Source organism: Planctomycetota bacterium (genome assembly GCA_026387035.1).
Classification (GTDB): Bacteria; Planctomycetota; Phycisphaerae; order FEN-1346; family FEN-1346; genus JAPLMM01.
Genome location: JAPLMM010000176.1, coordinates 1 through 7,265 on the forward strand (window position 1 = coordinate 1; position 7,265 = coordinate 7,265).

General features: G+C 66.9%; 5 protein-coding genes. 3 read left to right on the forward strand and 2 right to left on the reverse strand.

Features of this window, described 5'->3' with window-relative positions:
* The coding region (locus NTX40_06355; protein ID MCX5648701.1) for a hypothetical protein at nucleotides 1–364 on the forward strand (364 nt) is incomplete at its 5' end.
* Nucleotides 365–460: 96 nt separating this feature from the next.
* Here NTX40_06355 and NTX40_06360 read toward each other — a convergent pair.
* Nucleotides 461–2,107, reverse strand: coding sequence for a hypothetical protein (locus NTX40_06360; protein MCX5648702.1), 1,647 nt, complete (start codon nucleotides 2,105–2,107; stop codon nucleotides 461–463).
* Between the two features lie 337 nt (nucleotides 2,108–2,444).
* Here NTX40_06360 and NTX40_06365 point away from each other — a divergent pair, with 337 nt between their 5' ends.
* Together NTX40_06365 and NTX40_06370 are read left to right on the forward strand one after the other, a co-directional pair.
* Complete coding sequence (locus NTX40_06365; protein MCX5648703.1) at nucleotides 2,445–3,152, forward strand: PEP-CTERM sorting domain-containing protein; 708 nt, start codon at nucleotides 2,445–2,447, stop codon at nucleotides 3,150–3,152.
* Nucleotides 3,153–3,266: 114 nt separating this feature from the next.
* Nucleotides 3,267–4,955: a Sua5/YciO/YrdC/YwlC family protein gene (locus NTX40_06370; GenBank protein MCX5648704.1), complete on the forward strand. Its 1,689-nt coding sequence runs from the start codon at nucleotides 3,267–3,269 to the stop codon at nucleotides 4,953–4,955.
* Between the two features lie 36 nt (nucleotides 4,956–4,991).
* On the opposite strand, the gene gyrA is transcribed toward NTX40_06370, so the two are convergent.
* Nucleotides 4,992–7,265: DNA gyrase subunit A (gyrA, locus tag NTX40_06375; GenBank protein MCX5648705.1), on the reverse strand; the 2,274-nt coding region annotated here is incomplete at its 5' end.

Consider the following 7,265-nt stretch of genomic DNA (forward strand, 5'->3'; position numbering starts at 1 on the left):
GGCGGCTCCGGAACTGACTCGCGTGCAGGGGGAAAAGGATGAGACCCCTGCCGCTACGCAGGCGATCCCGACACTCGAGCGCCCCGCGCTGGCGAAGGAGCCCGCAGGCCCGGCACCGGCGCCGGCGGGCGGCGAGCAAAAAGCCCAGGAGGAACAAACCGCCTCGCGAGCCAAGGCCGCGACGCAAGCGCCTGCCGCCCCCGCTTCCAGGGCCCTTGCGGAGCGCGACGGGCGCGCGACCAACGGCACGTTCTCCTACCTCATCCGGCTGCCGGCGAACCAGGACCTCCTGGTGATTCGCGTGCAGAGGCCTGGGGTCTCGGCCGACGTCACGGCCAAGGAAGCCGTCGAGGCAGGCCATTAGTCCTACGACGCCACTTGAGCATTTGCGCGGCGGGTCTCCGACAACGACGAGCGCCCACCAAGGTGGGCGGCTAACACGACAATCGGCCGGCGGGCGTCAGGGGCGCTTGCCGGCCCCCATTCCGAAGAACTCGAGCGCTTCCTTCTTAGCCTTGATGGATTCGATCCGATTTTCAAGCCCGTCGGGCCAGAACTTTCGGTCGTAGTTTTTGACGGCTTCGAGTTTGGTGAGGACCTCGCCGAACTTCTCCCCTTTCTCCAGCGTGTTGGCTTCCTCGACCAGTTTGGCGACGGCGGCGGCGATCTCTGCGGGCGTCATAGAGGTGGGCGGCGGTGTCGGCGGGGTCGGGGGCGTCGGCGGTCTGGGGGCGGCCGAGATCCGCGCCCGGAGGGTGTCGCACACCTGGTGGATGTTGATTTTTTCCTGGACGAGTTCGGCCGGGAAATCGGCGGCGATCTGGTCGTAGGCCGCCAGCGCTTCGGAGAGTTGGCCCTCGTCGGCCAGCAGTTTGGCCCGCTCGAGCCGGTCCGCGAGTTTCTGCCTCTTTTCGCCCGCCGCCCGCCACTTGGCGGCGTCTTCCTCGATGACCGCCTGCATCCGGAGGACGCTGACGTTGATGGTCGCCAGCAGTTCGCGATCCTCCTTCGCGAGGTTTCGGAGGATGGCCAGCGCGTCGGCATGGCGATGGTCGGCGGCCAACTGTTCGGCCAGTTTGAGCCGGTTCCGCAATTCCGTAAGACGCCGGCGCTGATCTTCCTGCTCCTGTTTCACGCGCAGGTCCTGGATTCGCGCGTTCCAGGTCCGGTCGCCGGTCTTCCGGACCAGATCCTCGTAGATGGCGATGGCGCGGCCGAGGTCGCCCGCCGCCGTTGCCCGGTCCGCTTCCTTCAACTGCTCGTTCACCCAGGGGTCGGCCGGCGCGGGCTGGCCGTTCGGTCCCGCGGCGTTGCCGCCCGAGCCTGTCGGAGTGCCCGATGACGGTGCCCGGTTGAACAGGCGCTCCTTCCAGCCGGCGGGCACCGCGAAAACCCAGAGGAGGATCAGGGGAATAAGAGTGGCCCACGTCAGCGCGAACACGACCCACATCTTGGGCTTGCGGTCGACCGGCCGGGCCAGGACGGGCCAAGTCCGCTCGGGCGTGGGGGTGGGCCTCTCGGCGAAGGCGGCCACGGCCTCCGACACCGGCGCCGCCTCCGACGGGCCGCCGGACGCTTCTTCCGCGGCGCTCGGCACGGAGCGCGCCAACTCCTTCTCGATCTCGTAGGCCGACGGATGGTACGGCGTCTTGGCGAGGTCCGCCGGCACGCCCGGTCGGCTGTCGGCCGGACGCTCGTTCATGTTCAACTGGCAACTCGTGCAGTACGTGTCCTCGGGTTTGGCGGAGGCGAAGCAGTGTGGGCACAGGCCGAGGTACTTGGCGAGGCGCGGCGTCTCGGCCGCGTACAGCCAGTCCTGATGCGTCGTCGGACCTCGCACGATCGAGTCCGCCTGGAGCCGGCCCTTCTCGACCATCTTGATGAGCATCTCGAACGTCACGCCCCGCCCGCTCGGATTGCGCGAGTCCAGGTAGAACCACGGGCCGAAAATTTCGCGCGACGCCCGGCGCACCGCCAGGGAAAAGGAGGTCCGGCAGTGGGGGCAGCGCTCGCTCCCGCGCGCAATCACCTGGCCGCAATACACGCACGGCGCCTGGTCGCTGAGCCAAGGCGTTTCGGCGCCGGAACGGTCATCCGAATGGCTCATCTGTCGGCCTGCCTTCATGCTGCCCGGAGACCCTCGGCCGGTGACTGCCGGCGTCGGCGGGTCAGGCATCCATTATAAATGCCCCCCTGGGGTCTTGTCAATCAGCCCCGTATCCCTTGTTTTTCGGCCATTTGGGATTTTTTCGTCCCTTTTTTTTGACTTTGGGCGGATTTGTGGTATAATTCCACCTGGAGACGGGGGCTGGGATCAGGTAGAGCGTCGCACCACACTTTTTGTCGCTACGCTCACACTGCCGGTCCCCGACCCCGCGGAGAAAATCTTGGAGAGTCACAGGGGGAGTCTATGAACAGAGCGGTTCTATGAAGGAGGTCATGCGATGAGGTTATCTGCCCGGTTGTTTGTGCTGGCGATGGCGTCGGTTCTTCTGATGGCTTCGGGCGCGTCGGCCATCACTATCTGGGAACTGGAACAGTCTCTGTTTAACCCCAGTCTGGTGGACCCGACCACGGTGCACGGCGGCATGGGTTACTACCTGACCTACTCCCCGATCGGGGCGGGCGGTCTGTTCGACCCCACCGGCGCCCCGCATGCGACGGGCGGACCGGTGACGAACAATCCCGCCTGGTTGGATTTCCGTGCGAGCGTTCCATCGGGCGGCGCCCCTCCGCCCGTTTACTCGAAGCAGGTGCAGTACACACTGAGTATGACCGGGAGTCACAGCGGGACGTTTGACCTGCTTGTGCTTTTCTACGACCCCACTTTTGATCCTACGCGCGCCGCCACCGACGTCGTCGGCGAGGTCATTGTTACGGGCGGCAACGAGACAAAGATCGTGGCGGGGGCCGCCAACAAGTCCGAGGTCACTGCCGCGGACGTACGCGTCGGCGTCCTCGTCAGATACCGCATCGAGATCCCCAAGGACGTCCCCGTGGTCGGCCAGACCGAGGACGTCAATATGGTCATCAGCGCCGACACCTACGCCGCCGGCTTCTTCCTGGACAACATCGCGTTCGCGCCCGAGCCTGCGACGCTCTCACTTGTGGCGGTCGGTCTGGCCGGCCTCTGGCTCAAGCGACGCAAGTAACGCGCCGGACGTTTCCGGAGATTCATCTCGGGGCGGCCCCACAAGGGCCGCCCCTTCTGTCTCTTCCCCTCGCCCCGTATAATAGACCGGTTCCATTTTCGTCCGGGTGAACGTATGGCCCGCAGGGAAAACCGTCCATCGGCCGCCGGGCCGACCGTCCGTCGACGCGTGCGCGTCCGGGGGATTGTCCAGGGCGTCGGTTTCCGCCCCACCGTGTACCGCCTGGCCGTCGAGCGCGGCCTCGGGGGGTGGGTCCTGAACGATGCCGAGGGCGTCCTCATCGAGTTGGAAGGCCCGGAGGCCGGCGTCGATTCGTTCGTGTCGGCCCTCGCGCGCGATCCGCCGCCGCTTGCCCGGATCACCGCCATCGAGTCCGAATCGCTTGCGCCGCTCGGCGAACGCGAGTTCCGCATCGCCCCCTCTGCCGCCGGAAGGCGCGTGGCCCTCGTCTCGCCCGACATGGCCACCTGCGACGATTGCCGGCGGGAACTTCTCGACCCGGCCGACCGCCGATACCGCTACCCCTTCATCAACTGCACGAACTGCGGCCCGCGCTACTCCATCATGCTGGACATTCCCTACGACCGTCCGGCCACGACGATGCGCGGCTTCACCATGTGCGCGGAGTGCCAGGCCGAGTACGACGATCCGGCGGACCGGCGTTTTCACGCCCAGCCGAACGCCTGCCCCGTGTGCGGCCCGCGCCTGGCGCTTCACGGGGCCGACGGCCGGCCTGTCGCGTGCCCCGACGCGGTCGCCGCCGTCCGCGAGGCGCTCCTCGCCGGCCGCATCGTCGCCGTCAAGGGCCTGACGGGGTTTCACCTGGCCGCCGACGCGCGGAGCGACGCCGCCGTCCGCGAACTTCGCCGCCGAAAGGGCCGCGACGAGAAACCGTTCGCCATGATGGCGGCCTCGGCCGAGGCCGTCGCCCGCCGCGCGCGGGTCGGCGAGGCCGAGCGAGCGCTCCTCGAGTCCCGCGAGAGGCCGATCGTCCTGGTGGCGAAGCGGCCGGACCACGACCTTTCGCCCGGCGTCGCCCCGCGGAGCCCCTACTTCGGGTTCATGCTGCCCTACGCGCCCGTCCACTACCTCCTGTTCGAGGACTTGCCCGCCGACTTGTCCGCCATAGCCCAGCGGGCGACGGCGGAAGCCTCGGCGAAGGCGGGCGATTTTCCGCCGATGATCCTGACCAGCGGAAACCTCGCGGAGGAGCCCATCTGCGGCGACAACACGGAGGCCGTCCGCCGCCTCGAGGGCATCGCCGACCTGTTCCTCGTCCACGACCGCCCGATCCAGACCGTGTGCGACGATTCCGTGGCGATGGTCCAGCGGAGTCCCGGCTCCGCCCGGGTCCCGGCGCGCCGGGACTTCGCCGAGGCGACGCCCGGCGCGCCGGGACTGCCTCCGGCGCTCGAGGCCCTGCGCATCGCTTTTGAGCCCGGTCGCCTCGTCGTCGCCACGCGGGTGGGCGGGGGCGTCGGATCGCTCGTCCTGTCGCAGCATCTTGTGGTGGTGCCCACGCCGGACGGCCGGCTTCGGGTCGAAACGGCCGGCGTGCAGGCGGGTTACTTGCCCCTGCCGAGCCGTCTGGCAAATCATCTGGTGCGGGCGCTCAAGGAGCACGTCGATCGGCTCGAAGCCGCGAGGCCCGACGATCCGACCTTGGCCGTCTGGCGCGGCGTGGTCCAGGCGCTCGAGGGGGAACCCGTGTCCCTGGCGGGCAAGAAACTGGGCATCGCCCTGGACGCGGTCCAAATTGAACGTGGGGTCCTGCGCGCGCGGGGCCATCGTGTGGAGCGCTGAAGGGAACGCGCGGGCGGGAGGCGGCGGGGCCGGCGGTTACTCGGCCTCCGTCTCGTCCTGGGCGACGCGGGCGACGGCGACGAGTTTGTCGCCTTCGCCGAGGCGGATGACGCGGACGCCCTGGGTCGCCCGGCCGATGGGGCGAATGCTCTCGGCATCGACGCCGATCCGGACGATCTGGCCCTGCTTTGTGATGAGCATCAGTTCGTCGCCGTCGCGGACGGTCATCATGGCGACGACCTTGCCGTTGCGATCCGTCGTGCGGATGTTGATGAGGCCCTTGCCGCCGCGCCTCTGCGTCCGGTACTCCGAGAACTCAGTCCGCTTCCCGTGACCGTTCTCGCAGACCGTCAGGAGGGTGGCGCTTTTGTCAACGATGGTCATGCCGACGACCTCGTCGCCCTTTCGCAGGCCTACGCCGCGGACGCCCCGGGCCGTGCGGCCCATGCCGCGGGCGTCGCTTTCCTTGAATCGGATGGCCATCCCGTCGCGCGTGCCGAGAACGATCTCGTCGCTGGGATGCGAGAGGGCGACGTCGATGAGGGTGTCGCCCTGGGCGAGGCCCATGGCGATGATGCCGCCTTTGCGCGGATGGCTGAAGGCCTCCAGCGCGGTCTTCTTGACGGTCCCGTGAGCGGTGGCGAAGACGAGGCTGCGTTTCTCGTCGAACTCACGGACGGGGATGAACGAGGCGATGACTTCCTCGGAGCGCATCTGAAGGAGGTTGATGATTGCGCGGCCCTTCGACTGGCGCGACATCTGCGGGATGTCGTACACGCGCTGCCAGTAACACTGGCCCTTGTTCGTGAAGAAGAGGATGTAGTCGTGCGTGGAGGCGACGAACATGTGTTCGATGAAATCGCCTTCCTTGGCCGTCGATCCGATGATGCCCTTGCCGCCGCGGCCCTGGCGGCGGTAACTCGTCAGGGGCATCCGCTTGATGTAACCCTCGTGGCTGATGGTGACGACGCAGTTCTCCTCGGCAATCAGGTCCTCGATCTGGAAATCGCCGACCTCGCCGGTGATTTCGGTTCGCCGCGCGTCGCCGAACTTCTCCTTCATCTCGTAGAGGTCCTCGGCGATGATGTTCAGCACGAGCCGCTCCTCGTGCAGGATCGACTCATACTCCGCGATCTTCTCGCGGACTTGGGCCCACTCGTCGCGCAGTTTCTCGACCTCCAGGCCCGTGAGTTGCTGCAGACGCATGCCGAGGATGGCGTCGGCCTGGGCGCCCGAGAGGTTGACGGCCTCCTTCGTCGCTTCCAGAAGGAGCCGATTGGCCTTGTCGCTCTTCTTGCCGGCAAGGTTCGTCAGCCGGAACTGCCAGGCCTTCTTCATCAGCCGTTCCCGAGCCGTCGGGACGTCCGGGCTCTTCTTGATGATCTCGATTACTTCGTCGATGTTGGCGACGGCGTACAGGAGGCCGAAGAGAATGTGTTCTCTCGCCCGCGCTTTTTTCAGAAGGAAGACGGTCCGCCGGCGGAGGACCTCAATGCGGTGGTTCTTGTAGGCCACCAGAATCTGCTTGAGGTCCATTGTCTTGGGCCGGCCCTTATCCAGCGCGATGTTGATGATCGAGAAGGAGGACTGGAGCGGCGAGTGACGATAGAGTTTGTTGAGGACGATCTGTTCGTCCTCGCCGCGCTTCAGTTCGATCACCAGCCGCATCCCCTCCCGGTCGGATTCGTCGCGGATGTCGGCGATGCCTTCGATCACACCGTCCTTGACGCACTCGGCGATTCGCTCGATGATGCGCGTCTTGATCGTCCCGTAGGGGATTTCCGTGATGATGATGTTCGTCTTGCCGCCGCGCGTCGTCTCCGTGTGGGCGCGGGCCCGGACGGTAATGGTTCCGCGGCCGGTCGTGTAGCCGTCGACGATCCCCTGGCGCCCGCAGATGAGGCCTCCCGTCGGGAAGTCGGGGCCCTGGACGATCTTCATCAGGTCCTTGACCGTGACGTTGGGGTTGTTGATGATGGCGATGATGGCGTCGCAGATCTCGACGAGGTTGTGCGGCGGGATGCTCGTCGCCATGCCCACCGCGATGCCGCTCGAACCGTTGACCAGGAGGTTCGGCACTTTGCCCGGCAGGACGGTCGGTTCCTCGCGCGTCTCGTCGTAGTTCGGCTGGAAGTCGGCCGTGTCCTTGTCGAGGTCCTCGAGCATCTCGATCGCCAGCGCGCTCATCCGCGCTTCGGTGTACCGCATGGCGGCGGGCGGGTCGCCGTCGATCGAGCCGAAGTTCCCCTGGCCGTCCACCAGGGGATAGCGTTCGGCCCAGGGCTGGGCCATCCGCACCAGCGTCGGATA

Bases quoted from the DNA above. Each gene is read 5' to 3' on its own strand.
- NTX40_06360 (MCX5648702.1), bottom strand. From the start codon at position 2,107: ATGAGCCATTCGGATGACCGTTCCGGCGCCGAAACGCCTTGGCTCAGC.
- NTX40_06370 (MCX5648704.1), top strand. From the start codon at position 3,267: ATGGCCCGCAGGGAAAACCGTCCATCGGCCGCCGGGCCGACCGTCCGT.
- NTX40_06365 (MCX5648703.1), top strand. From the start codon at position 2,445: ATGAGGTTATCTGCCCGGTTGTTTGTGCTGGCGATGGCGTCGGTTCTT.